Origin of the sequence: Tabrizicola sp., from assembly GCF_041911175.1 — a bacterium.
Classification (GTDB): domain Bacteria; phylum Pseudomonadota; class Alphaproteobacteria; order Rhodobacterales; family Rhodobacteraceae; genus Tabrizicola.
Window position 1 is genome coordinate 1 of record NZ_JAYRPN010000033.1, and the last position, 16,618, is coordinate 16,618.

Annotated in this window: 16 protein-coding genes, 1 tRNA gene and 1 pseudogene; 7 read left to right on the top strand and 11 right to left on the bottom strand. The window is 66.0% G+C overall.

Annotated elements, in window-relative coordinates; translation table 11 throughout:
- From ACE3P6_RS04160 to ACE3P6_RS04175, 4 genes are all read right to left on the bottom strand, one after another.
- A partial coding sequence (locus ACE3P6_RS04160; RefSeq protein WP_374391881.1) for a pyridoxal phosphate-dependent aminotransferase occupies positions 1-545 on the bottom strand: 545 nt, incomplete at its 3' end.
- Positions 542-1,201: a TetR/AcrR family transcriptional regulator gene (locus ACE3P6_RS04165; protein ID WP_374369984.1), complete on the bottom strand. Its 660-nt coding sequence runs from the start codon at positions 1,199-1,201 to the stop codon at positions 542-544. The genes ACE3P6_RS04160 and ACE3P6_RS04165, both read right to left, overlap by 4 nt.
- A 65-nt stretch (positions 1,202-1,266) precedes the next feature.
- Positions 1,267-2,160, bottom strand: a complete 894-nt coding sequence (locus ACE3P6_RS04170; protein ID WP_374391883.1) for a cation diffusion facilitator family transporter — start codon at positions 2,158-2,160, stop codon at positions 1,267-1,269.
- Positions 2,150-2,698 carry an SH3 domain-containing protein gene (locus tag ACE3P6_RS04175; RefSeq protein ID WP_374369990.1) on the bottom strand — a complete coding sequence of 183 codons (549 nt, stop codon included), beginning with the start codon at positions 2,696-2,698 and terminating at the stop codon, positions 2,150-2,152. Before ACE3P6_RS04175 ends, ACE3P6_RS04170 begins: the two co-directional genes overlap by 11 nt.
- Positions 2,699-2,830: 132 nt before the next feature.
- Here ACE3P6_RS04175 and ACE3P6_RS04180 point away from each other — a divergent pair, with 132 nt between their 5' ends.
- The 4 genes from ACE3P6_RS04180 (at position 2,831) to ACE3P6_RS04195 (ending at position 5,195) form a co-directional block, all read left to right on the top strand.
- Entirely contained in the window at positions 2,831-3,817 is a 987-nt protein-coding gene (locus ACE3P6_RS04180) for a 2-hydroxyacid dehydrogenase (RefSeq protein ID WP_374391884.1), read from the top strand.
- A gap of 203 nt (positions 3,818-4,020) precedes the next feature.
- Entirely contained in the window at positions 4,021-4,242 is a 222-nt protein-coding gene (locus tag ACE3P6_RS04185) for a hypothetical protein (protein WP_374369996.1), read from the top strand.
- Positions 4,243-4,514: 272 nt separating this feature from the next.
- On the top strand, positions 4,515-4,715 hold the full coding sequence (locus ACE3P6_RS04190; protein WP_374369999.1) for a hypothetical protein: 201 nt from the start codon (positions 4,515-4,517) through the stop codon (positions 4,713-4,715).
- Between the two features lie 258 nt (positions 4,716-4,973).
- Positions 4,974-5,195: a hypothetical protein gene (locus ACE3P6_RS04195; protein WP_374391885.1), complete on the top strand. Its 222-nt coding sequence runs from the start codon at positions 4,974-4,976 to the stop codon at positions 5,193-5,195.
- 81 nt (positions 5,196-5,276) lie between these two features.
- Here the strand turns inward: ACE3P6_RS04195 and ACE3P6_RS04200 are convergent, their stop codons facing one another.
- From ACE3P6_RS04200 to ACE3P6_RS04210, 3 genes are read right to left on the bottom strand one after another with little or no spacing between them, the layout of a single operon-like run.
- Positions 5,277-6,158 carry an MBL fold metallo-hydrolase gene (locus tag ACE3P6_RS04200; protein WP_374391887.1) on the bottom strand — a complete coding sequence of 294 codons (882 nt, stop codon included), beginning with the start codon at positions 6,156-6,158 and terminating at the stop codon, positions 5,277-5,279.
- A gap of 13 nt (positions 6,159-6,171) precedes the next feature.
- Complete coding sequence (locus ACE3P6_RS04205) at positions 6,172-6,615, bottom strand: DUF6691 family protein (protein ID WP_374370008.1); 444 nt, start codon at positions 6,613-6,615, stop codon at positions 6,172-6,174.
- Between the two features lies 1 nt (position 6,616).
- The gene (locus ACE3P6_RS04210; RefSeq protein ID WP_374391889.1) at positions 6,617-7,048 is read right to left on the bottom strand and encodes a YeeE/YedE family protein; all 432 of its coding nucleotides are present in this window, start codon (positions 7,046-7,048) and stop codon (positions 6,617-6,619) included.
- Positions 7,049-7,439: 391 nt separating this feature from the next.
- On the opposite strand from ACE3P6_RS04210, the gene ACE3P6_RS04215 reads away from it, so the two are divergent.
- Complete coding sequence (locus tag ACE3P6_RS04215; protein ID WP_374391891.1) at positions 7,440-8,150, top strand: hypothetical protein; 711 nt, start codon at positions 7,440-7,442, stop codon at positions 8,148-8,150.
- Between the two features lie 66 nt (positions 8,151-8,216).
- Here ACE3P6_RS04215 and ACE3P6_RS04220 read toward each other — a convergent pair whose 3' ends face one another.
- Entirely contained in the window at positions 8,217-10,649 is a 2,433-nt protein-coding gene (locus ACE3P6_RS04220) for an FAD-dependent oxidoreductase (RefSeq protein WP_374391893.1), read from the bottom strand.
- 214 nt (positions 10,650-10,863) lie between these two features.
- Here ACE3P6_RS04220 and ACE3P6_RS04225 point away from each other — a divergent pair.
- Positions 10,864-10,954, top strand: a tRNA-Ser gene (locus ACE3P6_RS04225).
- A gap of 537 nt (positions 10,955-11,491) precedes the next feature.
- Here the strand turns inward: ACE3P6_RS04225 and ACE3P6_RS04230 are convergent.
- The 3 genes from ACE3P6_RS04230 to ACE3P6_RS04240 all read right to left on the bottom strand — a co-directional run bounded on the left by ACE3P6_RS04230 (position 11,492) and on the right by ACE3P6_RS04240 (position 16,075).
- Positions 11,492-14,173 (bottom strand): DEAD/DEAH box helicase, encoded by a 2,682-nt coding sequence (locus tag ACE3P6_RS04230; RefSeq protein ID WP_374391895.1) that lies wholly within the window; start codon positions 14,171-14,173, stop codon positions 11,492-11,494.
- On the bottom strand, positions 14,173-15,789 hold the full coding sequence (locus ACE3P6_RS04235; RefSeq protein ID WP_374391897.1) for a site-specific DNA-methyltransferase: 1,617 nt from the start codon (positions 15,787-15,789) through the stop codon (positions 14,173-14,175). Before ACE3P6_RS04235 ends, ACE3P6_RS04230 begins: the two co-directional genes overlap by 1 nt.
- Before the next feature lie 70 nt (positions 15,790-15,859).
- Positions 15,860-16,075: a hypothetical protein gene (locus ACE3P6_RS04240; RefSeq protein WP_374391899.1), complete on the bottom strand. Its 216-nt coding sequence runs from the start codon at positions 16,073-16,075 to the stop codon at positions 15,860-15,862.
- A 217-nt stretch (positions 16,076-16,292) separates the two neighbouring features.
- Here ACE3P6_RS04240 and ACE3P6_RS04245 point away from each other — a divergent pair.
- Positions 16,293-16,618: pseudogene (locus ACE3P6_RS04245) on the top strand (hypothetical protein); the annotation flags it as partial.

Here is a 16,618-nt window from a genome sequence, read left to right on the forward strand (position 1 = left end):
AGGACGGCCCCGGTCGGGTTGTGCGGCGAGTTGAGGAAGAGGACGCGGGAGCGCGGGGTGATCCGGGCGGCGACATCGGCGACCTGCATGCGGAAACCGTGTTCGGGTTTCAGAGGCACGGGAACGGCGGTGGCGCCGGTCTGGGCGATCAGGCCCTCGTAGGTGGCATACATCGGGTCGCCGATCAGCACCTCGTCGCCCGCTTCGACCAGGGCGCGCAGGACGGCGTAGAGCACGGTCTGGGTGCCGGGGAGGCACATGATCTGGTCTTCGCCGATCTTGCGCCCCCTACGGGCGGTGTAGCGGGCGGCCAGCGCCGTGACGACGCCGGGTTCGCCGCGGCCGTTGGAATAGCCGGTGCGACCGGCCTCCATCGAGCGGGTGGCAACCTCGATGAAGCGGGTGGGGGTGGGCACGTCGGGCTCGCCGATGGTGAGTTCGATGATGTCGTCACCGGCAGCCTTCATCGCGCGGGCGCGGGCGTGCAGCGCCCATTTGGCACCGGCGAGACCGGAGAGGCGATCGGTGACGGAGGCGTATTTCATGGCAGGGTCTTTCCGAAATCTGGCAGCATGGCGGTGTGGGCAAGGAGGTCGACGCCCAGGATGGCGCCGACGGAAGCGAGGCCGATGGTGATGACCTCGCCGGGTGCGAAGGCGGCGGGCAGGAGCGAGCCTTCCACCCAGAGCCCGTCGATCAGCGCATTGCAGGCGATGGCCTCGGCCCGGGTCTGGCCCTTGCGGGGCGCGCGGGGCAGGGTTTCGATCAGGCGCTGGAGGGCGTCGCGATAGGCAAGGTAGCTGGCCTCGTGGACGGCCATCAGGTCAGGGTCGCTGCGGACCTTGTGCATGTAACCGGCCCAAAGAACGACGGCCCCGGCATCGAGGACGGGCGGGCGGAGCGAGGCGGCGACGAAAGCGGCGAGGCGTTCCTCGGGCCCCGCACCGACGCCTTCGATGGCGTCGGAGCCCTTGGCCGTCATCCCGTCCATCAGCGCGCGGTAGGCGGCGCGGGAGAGTTCGTCCTTGGACTGGAAGTAGTGTCGGATCAGCCCCGGCGTCACGCCCGCGCGTTCGGCGATGGCGCGGACGGTTGCTGCCTCGGGCCCGCCTTCGGCCACGAGGTCCTGCGTCGCGGCGATCAGGGCCGAGCGACGGGTCTCTTCGCTTTCGCGGCGGTAGAGGCGGCGGGCGGGTTGCATGGCATCCGGTTTGTTGTACGCGCGTATAATCGCTGCGAAGACCGGATACGTCAACCGGATACGGCTCAGGGCCGGCCGTGCACATCCTTGTGGATGATCACGTCGGTCTGCGGATAGGCGGCCAGGATCGCGCGGCGAAGCGCGGCACCGATGTCATGGGCCTGGCGCAGGGACTGGTCGCCGTCGAGTTCGATGTGGAGGTTCACGAAGACGCGGCTGCCGGCGGTGCGGGTCTTGAGGTCGTGGTAGCCGCGCACGCCGGGCCAGGCGGCGGCGATCTTGCCGATGCCTTCGACGATCCCGGGGTCGGCGGTGCGGTCCATCAGCGCGTCCCAGGCGTCCTTGCCGATGTGGAGCGCGCCGATCACCATGACGGCGGCGGCCCCCAGCGCCACCACCGCGTCGATCGAGCCGATGCCGTAGCGACTGGAAATCCAGAGCGCGGCAATCGCGCCGAGGCTGGGCAGGAGATCGCCGAGATAGTGCAGCCGGTCGGCGGCGACGACCTTGCTGCCGGTGCGGCGGGCAACGCGGCCCTGCCACCAGACGAGGCCAAGGGTCAGCAGGATCGAGGCGACCATCACCAGAAGGCCCCGGCCTTCGGAGGCAAGCTGGGGCGGGGTGTCGGCCATCAGGCGGCGAATGGCGCTCCAGCCGATCACGCCGGAGGACGCGAGGATGAAGGCCGATTGCGCCAACGCGGCGAGGTCCTCGGCCGAGGTGTGGCCGAAGGCGTGATCTTCGTCCGCCGGGCGGGCGGCATAGATGATCGCGGCGGCCGCGCCGAGCGACATCATCAGGTCAAGCGCAGAGTCGGCCAGCGAGGCGGCAATGGAGAGCGCACCGGTCTCGGCCAGCGCCCACAGCTTCAGCGCGACCAGAATGCCCGCAACCAGGACCGAGGCGAACCCGGCCGAAACGGCCAGCCGCACCCCGGACTTTTCCGCTTCATTCGACAATCTCGCCCTCCTTCACGCCCCAGACCGCGCTGGTCCTGATCCAGCCGCGCGTGCCGTCCAGCGACACGCGGCACCAGCCGGGATGGCATTCCAGGATGCGGCCGACAACCCCCATTTCGGCCTGGGCGACGACAGTGGCCGTGTCGTCGGGGGCGTCGCGCAGCTCGGCCATGTCGAGCGTGACCAGCACTGTGCGCACCCCGGACAGAAGCGAGTAATGGACCCAGCCACCCGCGCCTTCGCTGTCTTCGACCCGGCGCCAGTTCTCGTATTCGGCGGTGATCTTCAGCGGCATCCCGGCGCGGGTGAAGACCCAGTCGATCCGGTGCGTCAGGCCGGGGCCGCGGCGGGCGTTGCCCTCGGAGCCTTTCAGCGAGACGAAGCGGGGCAGGGGCAGGTTGGTCACGCAGCCGATATCGGGCTGGCATTCCTTTTCCGGCGGCTTGTCGGTCTTGATCGGCGCATCGGTTTCCTGCGCAAGCGCCATTGCGCCCCAGAGCGCGCCCAGAACTGCCAGAACCGTCGCCAACCGCTTCATGCCGCTGCCTCACCGGAGATCGCTTTTCGCGACACCGCCTACCGTTACCGCTCACCGGGTCTTGTGCATCGCCCCGCTTGGCGGCACCTTGCCCGAAGGACGCCGGATTTGGAAGTGTCGGGGAGATCACGCATGCCTGCCAGCCAATTGACCGTGATCGTGACGCGACGCCTGCCCGAGGCCGTGGAAACGCGGATGAAGGAATTGTTCAACGTCGAACTGCGCGATCCCGATGTTGCCATGACCCGCGAGGAACTGGCCGAGGCGATGCGGCGGGCGGATGTGCTGGTGCCGACCATCACCGACATCATCGACGCGGGGCTCTTGGCGCAGGCGGGCGAGAAGCTGAAGCTGATCGCCAACTACGGCTCGGGGATCGACCATATCGACGTGGCGACGGCGCGGCAGCGCGGCATCCTGGTGTCGAACACGCCCGGCGTGGTGACCGAGGATACCGCCGACATGGTGATGGCGCTGATTCTCTCGGTCACCCGGCGCATTCCGCAGGGCTTGCAGATGATGCAGTCCGCAAGCTGGACCGGCTGGTCGCCGATGGCGAACCTGGGCGGGCGGCTGGGCGGGCGGCGGCTGGGCATCCTGGGGATGGGGCGGATCGGATCGGCGGTGGCACGGCGGGCGCGGGCCTTCGGGTTGCAGGTCCACTACCACAACCGCAAGCGCCTGCGCCCGGAGGTCGAGGGCGAGCTTGAGGCGACCTGGTGGGAAAGCCTGGACCAGATGCTGGCGCGGATGGACATCGTCAGCGTCAACTGCCCGCACACGCCGTCGACCTTCCATCTGCTGAACGCGCGGCGGCTGAAGCTGATGAAGCCCTCGGCGGTGGTGGTGAACACCTCGCGCGGCGAGGTGATCGACCAGAACGCGCTGACGCGGGCGCTGCGGGCCGGGGAGCTGGCGGGGGCGGGGCTGGACGTCTACGAGCACGGCGCCGACATCAACCCGCGGCTTCTGGAGCTGCCGAACGTGGTGCTGCTGCCGCATATGGGGTCGGCGACGGTCGAGGGGCGGATCGAGATGGGCGAGAAGGTGATCATCAACATCAAGACCTTCGCCGACGGCCACCGCCCGCCCGACCAGGTGGTGCCGGGGATGTTCTGAGCCGTTCAGACGGACGGAGACCACCATATCTAGACGTCCTTTTCGCCATTTCACGCAACCTGATGGCGAGTCGCGCCAGATTCCTGTGGAGAAACGCTTTCTCCCCGCCCGGGTCGGTTGCCGCGCGATTGTTCGGACACTAATCAAAATGCACGGATTCAAGGCAATCGGGCCGCTGGTCCGGTCAGTGGAGGAATGGGACGATGATGAATTTCCTGAAGCCGGTCGTTGTGGCCGCGACGGTCCTGTCGGCGACGATGGCGCATGCCGGCGGTCCGGTGATCATCGAGGAAGGCCAGGGCGAACAGGTCGCAGCGAAGCCGGCAAGCTCGGTCGGCATCCTGCCGGTCCTCGGCGCGCTGGTGCTGCTGTGCCTGGTTGCCTGCGGCGGCGGGGATGACCCGGCGCCCTGTGAGAAGTGCTGATCACCTTGGCGTCTTGGCGCGGTCGGCCATTTGGCTGGCCGCGTCGTCTTCCGGCGCGAGCCGGTCGCTGCGGCTGCTGTTTCGATGAGCCGTGTTGCGCCCAGGTGAGCGGGCGACGACGGCGAGCCAGTACCCGCAAGCTGTTGCAATAAAGCCCAACCTGCTGATTCAATCTCACGCGTCGGTAACGAATCCGTTGTCTGGCAGTTGACGCACGCCTAGCGTGACAAGGCATGTGTCCCGGATTTTCCGGATTAGAGAGAGGAACTGCCATGAAGAAGTTTGCTGCGCCGCTGCTCGCGCTCGCGATGATCACCTCGACCGCCTATGCTGGCGGGCCGGTTGTTGTTGCTGAAGAGCCGGTCGTCGAGGCTGCGAAGCCGCGTTCGGGCTGGATCGTTCCGGTCATCATCGGCCTGGTCGTGATCTGCGCCGTTGCTTGCGGCAACGACGACGATACGCCCGCGCCCTGAGGCTCGGCGGGTCTCAAGAGATCGACCTTTCAACGGCAGCGCAAAGGCGCTGCCGTTTTCTTTTTCGCCGATCGGGACCGGACGCCCCGCGGGCCGGAAAGCCGGGCCGGAGTCCGGCCCGAGTGTTGCCGGATGAGCAGGACCAGCATTTTCCTTTGTATCGACCCTGACGCCCGACTTGATTCCGTCCACAAGCAGGGCACAAGCTGTCGACAAGGCGCTACGTCGCCGGATCAGGCATGAAAAAGGAATGAAACCATGACCAAGAAAATCGTCCCCGCCCTGCTGGCGCTGTCGCTGGCTTTCGGCTCGACCGCGGCGCTTGCCGGTGGCCCGGTCGTGATCGAGGAAGAAGGCCAGCCGGAAGTCGTGGCTGAATCGCCGCGTTCGGGCTGGATCGTTCCGGTCATCATCGGTCTCGTCGTGATCTGTGCCGTTGCCTGCGGCAACGACGATACGACGCGCGGCGTCAACCAGTAATCTCGTCCGGCCAGACTTCAGGGGCCCTGGCTGCCGGGATCGGCGGCCAGGGCCCTTTCGTTGGTCCGGGTCCGTCGCGGGTCAGATCCCGTTGATCGGCACCTTGAGGAAGCGCTTGCCGGTTTCGTCGGCCGGGGGCAGGTCGCCGCCGCGCATGTTCACCTGCAGGGACGGGATGATCAGCTTCGGCATGGCGAGCGTGGCGTCGCGCGCGTTGCGGAGTGCCACGAACTCGTCCCGCGACTTGCCCGAGATGTGGATGTTGTGGGCCTTCTCCTCGCCCACTGTGGTTTCCCAGCGGATGTCGCGGCCGTTCGGCCCGTAGTCGTGGCACATGAAAAGCCGCGTCGCATCGGGCAGGGACAGGACCTTCTGGATGCTGTCGTAAAGCTGGCCTGCATCGCCTCCGGGAAAATCGGCGCGGGCCGAGCCGCCGTCGGGCATGAAGAGCGTGTCGCCGACGAAGGCCGCGTCGCCCATCACATGGGTCATGCAGGCGGGCGTGTGGCCGGGGGTGTGCAGGGCAAGGCAGGTCATGTCGCCCAGCTGGTAGGTGTCGCCGTCGTCGAACAGCCGGTCGAACTGCGAGCCGTCGCGCTGGAATTCGGTCCCTTCGTTGAAGATCTTGCCGAAGGTGTCCTGCACCAGGGTGATGTTGCGCCCGATGCCGATCTTGCCGCCCAGATGCCGCTGGATATAGGGCGCGGCAGAGAGGTGGTCGGCGTGGACATGGGTCTCGATCAGCCATTCGAGGTGAAGGTCGTGATCGCGGACAAAGGCGATGATCTCGTCGGCGTGGGCATAGGTGATGCGTCCGGCGGCATAGTCGATGTCCATCACGGAATCGACGATGGCGCAGGCGGATGAGGCCGGGTCCTTGACCACATAGCTGATCGTGTTGGTGGCGGGATCGAAGAAGCCGGTCACCTTTGGCTTCACGGACAGGTCGATGGCTGGGGTCATGGGGGCCTCCGGGTCAGGCGGGCTTGCGGGCGGGGGCACGGGACTGCAGCGCCCGCGCGACGAGAAGGCCGCCGATCAGGGCGGCGAGGAAGAGGAACACGACGGGGTCGCCGGAACCGATGGCGGGCAGCGCTCCACCCGGGCAGAAGCCCGCGATGCCCCAGCCGATGCCGAAGGTGGCCGACCCGAGGATCAGGCGGCGGTCGATGACACGGGTGTCGGGCAGCTGGAAGCGGTCCTCGAAGGCCGGGGCGGGACGGGCGAAGACCAGTCGGTATCCGGGGATGGCGACGGCCAGCGCCCCGGCCATGACGAAGGCGAGGCTTGGGTCCCAGGTGCCGGCCCGGATCTGGGCGAGGTCGAAGAAGTTCAGCACCTTGGCCGGGTTGATCATGCCCGAGACCGAGATGCCGAGGCCGAAGATCAGGCCGATGAGGAGGGCGGTCAGCAGGCGCATCTCAGACCCCCAGGACATGACGCAGGATGAAGACGGTGGCGAAGGCGGTCGCCATGAAGATTGGCGTCGCCAGCAACGACCGTCGCGAAAAGCGGGCGATGCCGCAGACGCCGTGGCCCGAGGGACAGCCGCCGCCGAAGCTGGCGCCGATGCCGACGAACAGCCCGCCCAGGACGACGGCGTAGGTCGGGATCGGCAGGTCGATGGCCGGGCTGTGGCCGGTGGCCAGCAGATAGACCAGCGGGCCAAGCGCCATGCCGAGGACCAGGGCTGCGCGAAGCCGCCAGTCCGCGGGATCATTGAACCGCAGCAGGCCGCCAAGAATGCCGGTGGCGCCGAGGATGCGACCGTGGAGTGCCATCAGCAACACAGCCGCAAGCCCGATCATCGCGCCTCCTGCCAATGCGGACCAGGGGGTGAAGGCTGTTTCCATGTGATCCTCGGGTTCTCTGTTCAAGCCTGCTTGCCTGCGGCGGAGGGCGAAGGTCCGGCCGGGCGGCGCGGCCCATGATGACACCAACCGGCGCCGCTGCCCAGACGCAGCCGCCTGCGGATGCCAAGGCGTTCAGGTCGCGCGATGGGCGGAAATGACGCAACCGGAAGTTGCAATCGTACCACCTATGCCAGAACTATACCCAACTGCGGCCATATTCTGCGGCGAGGAGGGCGGCATGGACAATCGGACCCCGCGCAAGGGATTGGCACGGGGCGTCCGCAACATGCGGTCCGAATGGGTCGCCCCAGGTTCGAGGATTGAAATGACACAGTTCGACGCAAGGTGGTCCGCTATTTCCGGCATCGGTTCGCGGGCAACGCGCATGGCGATGCTGGCCGCCCTCGGCTTGGCCGCAGGGGCGGCGGCATCGGCGCAGGCGGTCCGCCTGGAAGTGCCGGGCCGCCCGGCCGTTGTGCAGGTCGAGGCCGTCGCCTCCAACCCCGAGACGGTGCGGCTTCTGGTCGGGCTGGGGCGCATCGGCGCCGATCTGCAACTTGGGATGCTGTTCCTGGGGGATGGCCTGACCAACCCGGAAGGCTCGCATTTCGGCCAGCCGCTGAAGGAAACCTGGCCCGGCCTGAAGGACGGGATGCAGGCGGCCGGAGTGCCGGACCTGGAGCCGGTGTTGCAGAAGCTGGAAGCGGGCGGCAGCAAGGACGCGGTCACGGCGGCCTATCGTGAGGCGGAGAAGGCGCTTCTGATGGCGCGGAGCAAGCTGAACCCTTCGGCGCAGGATGCCGCGCTTGCCGTGCTGGAGCTGGCGAAAGCCGCCGCTGCCGAGATAAATGCCTCGGGTCCGACCGAAGTTCACGCTTATCAGAATGCCTGGGCGCTGTTGATGGTGGCGCGGGGAGAGCTGGACCTGCTGGCGCGCACGCCGGACCCGGCGATGGCGAAGCTTGCCGCGGCCGAGGGGATGGCCATCGACGACATGATCATCTCGATGCCCGATCCGAACCGGACTGCCCCGGTCAGCTTCGACCCGACGCCGATCCTGGATCTGATCGGCCGGCTCGGGAAGATCGACGAATCGGTCTGACGTCGGTTTCTTGCCCTGCCGCCCCGCTGGCTGGCGGGGCGGTGTCCGTTCCGGCAATTGCCGGGATCAGGCTCGGATGCGCGACCCCTCGGGATCGAACAGCGGCGCGAGCGCCAGTTCGGCAGGCGTTTCCTCGCCCGCGATGACCAGGCTGTAGCGGCCCGCGCGCAACCAGTCGTCGGACAGGCCTTCGGCATTGCGGACATAGCCGTAGCCGATGCTCTTGCCGACCGTGTAGCCGTAGCCGCCCGAGGTGAGGTAGCCCACCGGCTGCCCGTCGCGCAGGATCGTCTCGCGCCCGACGAGGACGGCATCCGGGGCGGTCACGGTGAAGCCCGCGAAGAGTTTGGTCAGCGGCTTGCCTTGCAGGGCTTCAAGGGCTGGGCGACCGAGGAAGGGGAGGCCTGATTTCAGCTTCACCGCCCAGCCGAGGCCAGCCTCGAAGGGGGTGTCGTTCGGGGTGATGTCCGAGGACCAGGCGCGGTAGCCTTTCTCCAGCCGCAAGGATTCAAGCGCGCGGTAGCCGACCGGGCGAAGCTGCGGGTCGGCGGCGATCAGCGCGTCGTAGACGGTTCCTAGGGCGGCGATGGGGACGTGCAGTTCCCAGCCAAGCTCGCCGACATAGGTGACGCGCAGCGCGCGGACGGGGATACCGGCGATGGTGATCTCCCGCGCCGAGCCGAAGGGCAGGGCGGTGTTCGAGACATCGGCAGGGGTGACCTTTGCCAGAATGTCGCGCGCCTTCGGACCCATGAGGGAGAGGGTGCCCCAGTCCTCGGTCACGTCGCGGAAGGTCACGCCCTCGGCAGGCAGGTGGTCGGCGATCCAGCCGTAGTCATGGGTGCGGAAGCCGGTGCCGGTGACGATGTAGAAGCGGTCCTCGGCCAGCCGGGCGACGGTGAGGTCGGCCTCGATCCCGCCGCGTGAGTTCAGAAGCTGGGTATAGGTCAGACGGCCCACGTCGCGGGCGACGCGGTTGGCGCAGATCGCCTCCAGCGCTTCGGCAGCCTTCGGGCCGGAGAGATCGTATTTGGCGAAGGAGGACTGGTCGAACAGCCCGGCATGGGCGCGGACGTGGAGGTGTTCCCCACCCACCGCGTCGAACCAGTTCTGCCGGCCCATCGAATAGACGTCCTTCGGTTCCACCCCGGCAGGCGCGAACCAGTTCGGGCGCTCCCAGCCGAGTTTCGAGCCGAAGACCGCGCCCGCCGCTTTCAGCCGGTCATAGAGCGGCGAGACGATGCGGGGGCGGCCGGAGGTATATTCCTCATGCGGGAAGGCGACGGTGTAGTGCTTGCCGTAGGCCTCCAGCGTGCGTTCCGCCACCCAGTCGCGGTCGCGGTGCAGGGTGGAAAAACGGCGGATGTCGACGGCCCAGAGGTCGAGGGGGGCCTCGTCCCGCATCACCCAGTCGGCGAGGACCCAGCCCGCGCCGCCGCCGCTGGCGATGCCGAAGGCGTTGAAGCCCGCGCCGACATACATGTTGGCGCATTCCGGCGCCGGGCCAAGGATGAAGTTGCCGTCCGGCGTGAAGCTTTCCGCGCCGTTGATCATCTGCTTGACGCCCACGTCGGCCAAGGTGGGGACACGGGCAATGGCCTGTTCCAGGTGTTGCCCGAAATGGTCGTAGTCGTCGTCGAAGAGCCGGAACTCCCAGTTCTCCGGGATGTCGCCGGTGACCCAGCCCTGCGGGTTCGGCTCATAGCCGCCCATCACCAGACCGCCGACCTCTTCCTTGAAATAGGTGCGCCGGTCAGGGTCGCGCAGGGTGGCGGCGTCAAGGGCGAGACCGGGGATCTTCTCGGTCACGATATACTGGTGCTTGACCGGGTGCAGCGGCACCGCGACCCCCGCCATCGCGCCGATCTGCCGCGCCCACATGCCGCCGCAGTTGACCACCTTGTCGCAGGCGATGACTCCTTGCGTCGTCTCGACATGGGTGATCCGGCGACCCGCCATGCGGAAGCCGGTGACGGTGACGCCTTCCTCGATCCGGGCCCCGTGCATCCGCGCGCCCTTGGCAAGCGACTGGGTGATGTCCGAGGGGCTGGCCTGCCCGTCGGTCGGCAGCCAGGAGGCGCCGATCAGGTCGGAGGTGTCCATCAGCGGCCACATCCGTTTCACCTCGTCGGGGCCGATCAGCTCCATCTCCATCCCGAAGCTTTTCGCGGTGGTGGCAAGGCGCCTGAATTCGGTCCAGCGGTCGGGGGTGGTGGCAAGGCGCAGACAGCCGGTCATCTTCCAGCCGGTATCGAGGCCCGTCTCGGCGGCGAGGCCCTTGTAGAGATCGACCGAGTATTTCAGCACCTTGGTGATCGAGGCGGAAGACCGAAGCTGCCCGACCAGTCCGGCGGCATGCCAGGTGGAGCCCGAGGTGATCTTGCCCTGTTCCAGCAACAGCACGTCGGCCCTGTGGTCGCGGGCGAGGTGATAGGCAGTGGAGCAGCCGATGATGCCGCCGCCGATGACGATGATCTGGGCCTGTGCCGGTAGTGCCATGCGACTGCTTTCCCTTGCCGATCTGCGCCGCCGGGTGGTGCACCTGCACCCCGGCTGGCGGTTGCAGCGGAGGTTAGAGAAGACGGTTGCGGAACAGAAGGATTCTCTCGGTCAGGTCCTTCTCGCCCAGCGGTCGCACCATGCGGATAGGCGGTTCGCGGCCCTGTCACCTTTCCGCTTGCCCCCGCCCTTTCGCCCCGATAAACGGGCAGGCGGAGATGTGGCCGAGTGGTCGAAGGCACGCCCCTGCTAAGGGCGCAGACCTCTAAAGGGTCTCGAGGGTTCGAATCCCTTCGTCTCCGCCATTACTATTGAAATCATTGGATTTTTTGGAACCCCGCTCTGAGGGCACTAAATGGGCACTAAAGATGGTGGCGCTGGGCTTGTCTGCCGTGGCGGCTGATGCAGCCCGGATCGGCCAGGTCGTTCACGCTTTCGTGAGGTGGGCGGACCGGCGCCAGCAGCGCACCGGCACGGACGCAAACGCGGATCGACTGGCGTCCACGTCCGGCGCGGCTTGTGGGATCAGCCCGCCACGTCCGGGGCCGCCCTGCCGGGACCAAGTCTGCCACCCCTCCGGCTTGATGGCGAATATGTGGGCGCGCTGGGCGGGCAATTCCCGGCACGGGCGACTGACGTGGACGCGGACCGCGGGGGACGTGGTGGCAGACGGGACACGGACGGCGGACGTGGACCGCGCTGGACGTGGACGCCGGGCGGGTCCACGTCCAGGTCCGGGGCGGGGCCGACCCCACCCCTGGCCCTGTCCCGGAGCGTCGCGGAATTCCCTTCAAGTCGGCACGCACTAAGCGGCGGTGTCTGGGACTTTTTTGTCTGCCTTGTCAAACGCCGGACTGTTCTATCACCCGGTCGATTGCGGCGAAGTCGCGCGCAACCGGCATGACGAACAGGCATTTCCCAACGCTGGCCTCGGCCCAAGTCTCGCCGACGATCTTCTTGTCCTTTTCGCTGTCGAGTTGCGCGAAGGTCTTGCCCTTGTATTCAACCACCAGGATTCGCCCGTCCCTCAGCTTGACGATGAAGTCGGGGTAGAACTTGTCCTGCGCGGTCTGTAGCCAGAAGGTGTTCGGCTTGCGGACCAGGTTGCGGACCCAGAATTCGGTCTTCGGGTGCCGGTCTATGTAGAGCGCGCAGTCGTATTCCTCGCCCCGGTCTTTCATGTCGCCGATCTGTGCGAAGTAGTGGCGCTTGAATGTTCCGGCCTGATTGTTGAACACGCTGGTCGGTGCATATTTCGCTTCGTCGAACAGCAGCGGTTCAATTTCGGCGCCGGTTACGAACGTGTCGGCCTGCGCCGGGAACAGGGCAGCGAATGCACCCACTTCCCGCGTTTCACGGTGCTTCTGGATTTCCTCCGCCATCACGCGCCGGACTTCGTATTTGTAGCGGGCGAGTTGGTCCAGCGTGTAGCCCTTGCGGGCCATCACTGTGTCCAGCGCGCGGTGGATGAAGATGCGCGCGGCGGGCTTGGTCACGTCCTCATGCTTGATCCCCCGGTCGATCCAGTTCACGAGGCGCGGGAGCGTCCACGCCGATTCCTGAATTGCGAGTGCCAGTTGGTCGCGAAGCTGGCCGACGTAGTCGATCTTCATGGCCCCTTTGTCGCTCACGTCTATTTCGCCCGTCATGGTCCTGGCGTCGATGGTGAAGCGGTCGGCAAACGGGTTCGGGTCGCAGGATGCAAGGTCCCAAGGCAGATCAAGGAAATGGTCCTGCGTGAACAATTCCAGCGCGCCTTGGTGGCGGATCGCCAGACGTGGCACGATGAACGGCGGCAGATCGGCCGGAAGTTCGCTGTCCATGATCCGGTTGGACTTGCGATACAGGCGGTCAATGATGCGGTCCGCCCCACGGACAGGGGCGAAGGCCAGTTGAAGGACCGTCCTGTCTTGCGACGACAGCGCACCGGAAACCTCGAAGGTCCGGCTTTCCGGTGTGAACAGGACGCGGGCTTGCAACTTGGGCGGCAGCTGGGCCAACGCGCTTTCCACCACTTCGACCGGCGCCAACGCTTCGTCCGGCAGGGCCTCGGACCTGTAGGTGAACGGGGTCTGCGTGGCGGCTATGTCTGCCAACTCGAGTTGCTTGACGAGTTCCTTCACTTCCATGCGGTTGAAGCCTGCACCTTCCACCAGGCCGTCCTTCAGTTTCTCGGCGGTTTCCTGGAAGTTGTCGGACGTCACGAAAGCATAGGCCCGGTTCAGAACGTCCTGCGATTTTCGCTTTGCCTTGGGCATCCGCAGCACGCGGCCAAGGATTTGTTCGACGGCCGTGGCAGAGGTCAGGGCGGCCACGGAACAGAGGACATAGGCGAAGGGGCAGTCCCAGCCTTCGCGCAAGGCCTGCATGGTGATGACGTAGCGCACCGGACAATCGGGCGAAGCTATGTCGGCAATCGCGTCCAGTTCCTTGAAGCCGCCCCCGTGTCGGGCGATCTGGCCTTCCGGCACCCCAGCCTCGCGCAGCGCGCCATAGACCTTCTCGATGGTCAGGCGGTCGGGGTCCGCAGCCAGCTTCGACTGCGCTTGGAACAGGATGATCGGGCGAATGTATTCGCCGGTTGCAGCCCGTTCGGCCTTGGCCGCTTCTTCCAGCATGGCGCGGCAATCGCGGGCCTGGCCGACGACTTGCAGCCAGTCGCGGTCCGTGTTCAGCCGGATCGGCAGCTTCACCATGTCCTCGGCCTTCAACTCGGCGGCGGAGACGTGAAACAGCACGTTCGAGGGATATTCGCCGCGGTCCGGGTTCGACCGGGTTTGCGGCGTGGCCGTCATTTCAAGGATGATCGACGGGTCGAAGGCGGCGAGGGTCTTGAAGGACAGTTCGGTCCGGGCGTTGTGCGCCTCGTCCACGATCACCATAGGGCGATGCAGCCGCAGCAGGTTCGCCAGCGTGTAGGCGACGGTATCCCCGCCTTCGATCTTGTCAAGCCGTGCCGCCTGCGACGGGTCCAGGCCGCTGAAATGATCCATCAGACTGCCGTTCGGCTTGAACACGTTCAGGCCGGTCGTGTCGTCGCGGCGGAAGGCCTGGATGGTGCCGACGATGACGCAGGCCCCGCCGGTGGCATCGGCGCGCGAGAGGGACAAGGCTTCGGACACGGACAGGACCGAGACGTTCCGGCCGAAGTCGGCGGCCAGCCCCGCGCGGTAGGGGTGGTCTTCATTGCGAAGCGCCGCAAGCGTCTGATCCAGGATCGCGGTCGAGGGCACCAGCCACAGCACCATCGGATTGTCGGCTTGCAGATAGTCGCGGGCCGCGATGCCGATGGAATAGGCCGCCAGAATCGTCTTGCCGCCGCCCGTGGGGATGCGGATGCAGATGTAGGGCACGCCCGCGCCAACTTCGGGCGCCGTGGCGTAGGGCGAGTTCGTCTGCACCTGAAACGCGGCTTGCGCCGGGTTGTCTTCCTCGGCAAAGCGGTTCATGCGGCGCAGATAGCCGCGCAGGGCGTTCAGCGCGGCGGTCTGGTAGCCGCGCAGCTCGAAATTGACGGCAGCCATCAGACGCCCTCGACCTGATAGGGGATTTGCTTGAAGACAGCGCCGTGGGCTTTCAGGCGGTCGGGGCTCACGGTGCAGCCCTCGGCGTAGATCACCCGCAGGCCGTCGAAGCCGTCCGGCGGGTCCGGCAGGCGCGACAGGCGGTCGGGGGTCAGCACGTTACCGGCTGCTTCACGCGGCGTGCCAGGGTGAGCGGCGTCGAACAGAAGATAGACAGCACGGCCCTGATGCACGCCGAGGAGTTCCGACTGCGCCCGCGCCGGGATCGGCACGCCGGTCTCGGAGAAGAAGATATGTGCGGCAAGGTCGGGAAAGGTCACGTCCTGCGCTACATCGCCGTATTCATCGAACAGGGGGGTGCCAAGGCGGCAGAAGCGGAAGCCGCCGCCAAGGGCTTCGACCGGCTTCGTCCTGTCGCCGCCCTTGTCGTAGCCTGTGATGACACGGCGCAGGCGTTCGGCGGTCACATCCTTGGCGATGCCCGGGTTCATCTCGCACAGGATGAAGCGCCGGTTGCCGCCGTCCTGCTTGTTCAGGTCGAGGACGGCATGGCCGGTGGTGCCGGAGCCTGCGAAGGAGTCGAGGATGAGGTCATCAGATTGCGAGAACAACTCCAGTAGACGAGAAATGAGGCGCTTTGGCTTGGGGGTGTCAAATGGTGACGCCCCTCCGAAAAGGTCCTTAATCTCAAGAGTCGCCTCTTTGTTATGACCAGCAAAGCCATAGTCCCACCAAGTGTTTGGCGTCAGCCCACCCTGTGTATCTGTGAGGAAGCGCTTCAGCATGGGGCGGCCACTTCCAGTTTTGCCAAAAGTAATTCTATCCTCAGAAAGCCATTCCTCATATTGGCTGCGGTTCATTCGCCAATAACGTTTGGGCGGCGGGTCGAAGTTATCTCCTTGCGGACCAGTGATCGTGAATACACCTGCGGCATAGGGTTTGCTTGCTGAAAGGTCTTGAGCGCGCCAAGGACCACGAGGATCGTTGTCAGGATTTTTGTAATCCGCTTCCTGCTCTTCTGTGCGCGCAAGCTTCGCCACGCTGACAAGCGGTGCATTTTTCCCAAAGATCACGATGAAGTCGTGCATATCGGAAAGAAATTGCGCTGTATTGTTGGAAACATAGCGCTTCTGCCAAATTACGTTGGCGACAAAGTTGCTCCTTCCGAATATCTCATACATGCAGGACACAAGGTTGGCATGCTCGTCATCATCTATTGAGACGGCAATTATCCCATCTTCCCGGAGAAACTCCCGCAACAGCCGCAACCGGGGATACATCATGCAAAGCCACTTATCGTGGCGCGACAGGTCTTCGGCCTCTTTCCCCACGACCTTGCCGAGCCAATCCCGCATTTCCGGGGAATTGACGTTGTCGTTGTAGACCCAGCCCTCGTTCCCGGTGTTGTAGGGCGGGTCGATGTAGATGCATTTCACCTTGCCCGCGTAATACGGCAGCAGCGCCCGCAGGGTCTCAAGATTGTCGCCCTGCACCAGCAGGTTTCCGGCTTCGGCGTCGCCCGCCGAGAGGGCGCTGTCGCAATGGATCAGCCGGTAAGGCACCTCGCGGTGGTGGTTGACCACAGCCTTCGTCCCGATCCAGTCCAGCGTCGGCATTCACTTTCCCCGTCTCTTGCTTTCGTGCTTCATGTCGCATGGCGACGGTCAGGGCAACATCCCGTGGTTGTCAATCGTCGCGCCAATCGGGTTCCGCGGGTTGCGGGCGGTAGAGGATATCGCGCCCATGTTCGCGGTAGCAGCGGACCAGTTCCATCATGGCCCAGGCCGCGTTCTTCCCCTCCGGCACCCAGAATTCCCCGTAAGGCTCGGCGCTGACGTGATCCCAGGTTTCCAGGCGTGGATCACCGTCCCAGAGCAGGATGCTTCCGTTTGGAAATACCACTCGCCCCCGCCGGGGCTAAAGGCGGAAAAGGTCGGCAGGTCATGGGAGCGCCATTCTCCGGCCAGATGCCCGCCGATGACCAACCCCTTGTAACTCATGCTCTGCCCCTCGTGTCGTCCCCTGCCGGGTGTCGGACTGTAGGGCAGACTTCGCGCACGGCCTAGTGTAATATTATAACACATATCTGCCCTGTCACTTGTCACCAAGGTCCGCCCCCATGCCCCGCATTCCCGGCTTCAAGTCCGAGACCCAACGCGAGCGTTTCTTTGAGGGGGCCAAGCCCTACGTCCGGGGCGGACCTCTGGCGCGAACGTGCGGGGCGAAGCTGCGGACGGGCGGGGTGTGCGCGCAGTTGGCCCTTGCCGGGGAGCCGCGCTGTCTCCGGCACGGCGGACGGGAAGCGGCCCGGCGGTTCCGGGAGCGCCAGCGGGCGGGGCTGGAACAGGGGTCGGTCTCGGCGGACGCATGGGCGCGGGCCGAAGCCAAGCGGGCGCGGAACGCCCTGACATGGGCATGGCGCAAAGACCCCCGCCTGCCGGGTCG

Excerpts from the sequence above, each read along its gene's own strand:
- ACE3P6_RS04165 (WP_374369984.1), bottom strand. The coding sequence starts at position 1,201 with ATGCAACCCGCCCGCCGCCTCTACCGCCGCGAAAGCGAAGAGACCCGT.
- ACE3P6_RS04175 (WP_374369990.1), bottom strand. The coding sequence starts at position 2,698 with ATGAAGCGGTTGGCGACGGTTCTGGCAGTTCTGGGCGCGCTCTGGGGC.
- ACE3P6_RS04180 (WP_374391884.1), top strand. The coding sequence starts at position 2,831 with ATGCCTGCCAGCCAATTGACCGTGATCGTGACGCGACGCCTGCCCGAG.
- ACE3P6_RS04185 (WP_374369996.1), top strand. The coding sequence starts at position 4,021 with ATGATGAATTTCCTGAAGCCGGTCGTTGTGGCCGCGACGGTCCTGTCG.
- ACE3P6_RS04190 (WP_374369999.1), top strand. The coding sequence starts at position 4,515 with ATGAAGAAGTTTGCTGCGCCGCTGCTCGCGCTCGCGATGATCACCTCG.
- ACE3P6_RS04195 (WP_374391885.1), top strand. The coding sequence starts at position 4,974 with ATGACCAAGAAAATCGTCCCCGCCCTGCTGGCGCTGTCGCTGGCTTTC.
- ACE3P6_RS04200 (WP_374391887.1), bottom strand. The coding sequence starts at position 6,158 with ATGACCCCAGCCATCGACCTGTCCGTGAAGCCAAAGGTGACCGGCTTC.
- ACE3P6_RS04205 (WP_374370008.1), bottom strand. The coding sequence starts at position 6,615 with ATGCGCCTGCTGACCGCCCTCCTCATCGGCCTGATCTTCGGCCTCGGC.
- ACE3P6_RS04210 (WP_374391889.1), bottom strand. The coding sequence starts at position 7,048 with ATGGAAACAGCCTTCACCCCCTGGTCCGCATTGGCAGGAGGCGCGATG.
- ACE3P6_RS04215 (WP_374391891.1), top strand. The coding sequence starts at position 7,440 with ATGCTGGCCGCCCTCGGCTTGGCCGCAGGGGCGGCGGCATCGGCGCAG.
- ACE3P6_RS04220 (WP_374391893.1), bottom strand. The coding sequence starts at position 10,649 with ATGGCACTACCGGCACAGGCCCAGATCATCGTCATCGGCGGCGGCATC.
- ACE3P6_RS04230 (WP_374391895.1), bottom strand. The coding sequence starts at position 14,173 with ATGGCTGCCGTCAATTTCGAGCTGCGCGGCTACCAGACCGCCGCGCTG.
- ACE3P6_RS04235 (WP_374391897.1), bottom strand. The coding sequence starts at position 15,789 with ATGCCGACGCTGGACTGGATCGGGACGAAGGCTGTGGTCAACCACCAC.